The 278-nt window shown below is 68.7% G+C and carries 1 protein-coding gene; it reads right to left on the reverse strand.

Translation table 11 applies throughout. The features are described from left to right. The coding region (locus EII35_RS15720; RefSeq protein WP_125229357.1) for a TlpA family protein disulfide reductase at positions 1-278 on the reverse strand (278 nt) is incomplete at both ends.

Genomic DNA, 278 nt, shown 5'->3' on the forward strand with positions numbered 1-278 from the left:
GCGATCTGCTGCCCCTGGTCCGCGATCTCGGGGAAGTCGTTGCCGACGCGCTTCGAGTAGTCACTCACCGCGGTCTGCGGCTCGCCCACGTAGACCACCACCAACTGCACCCCCGGCATCGCCTTCGCAGCGGCCTGCACATCCGGCATCTCCGTGCGGCAGCCCGTGCACCACGTCGCCATGAACAGCAGCCACACGGGCTTGCCGCGAAGCGCCTTCATGTCGACCAGCCCACCGTCGATGTCCGTCGCAGTGAACTCCGGGGCCGCGTCGCCGAC

It is taken from the genome of Arachnia propionica (assembly GCF_003932785.1).
Classification (GTDB): domain Bacteria; phylum Actinomycetota; class Actinomycetes; order Propionibacteriales; family Propionibacteriaceae; genus Arachnia; species Arachnia propionica_B.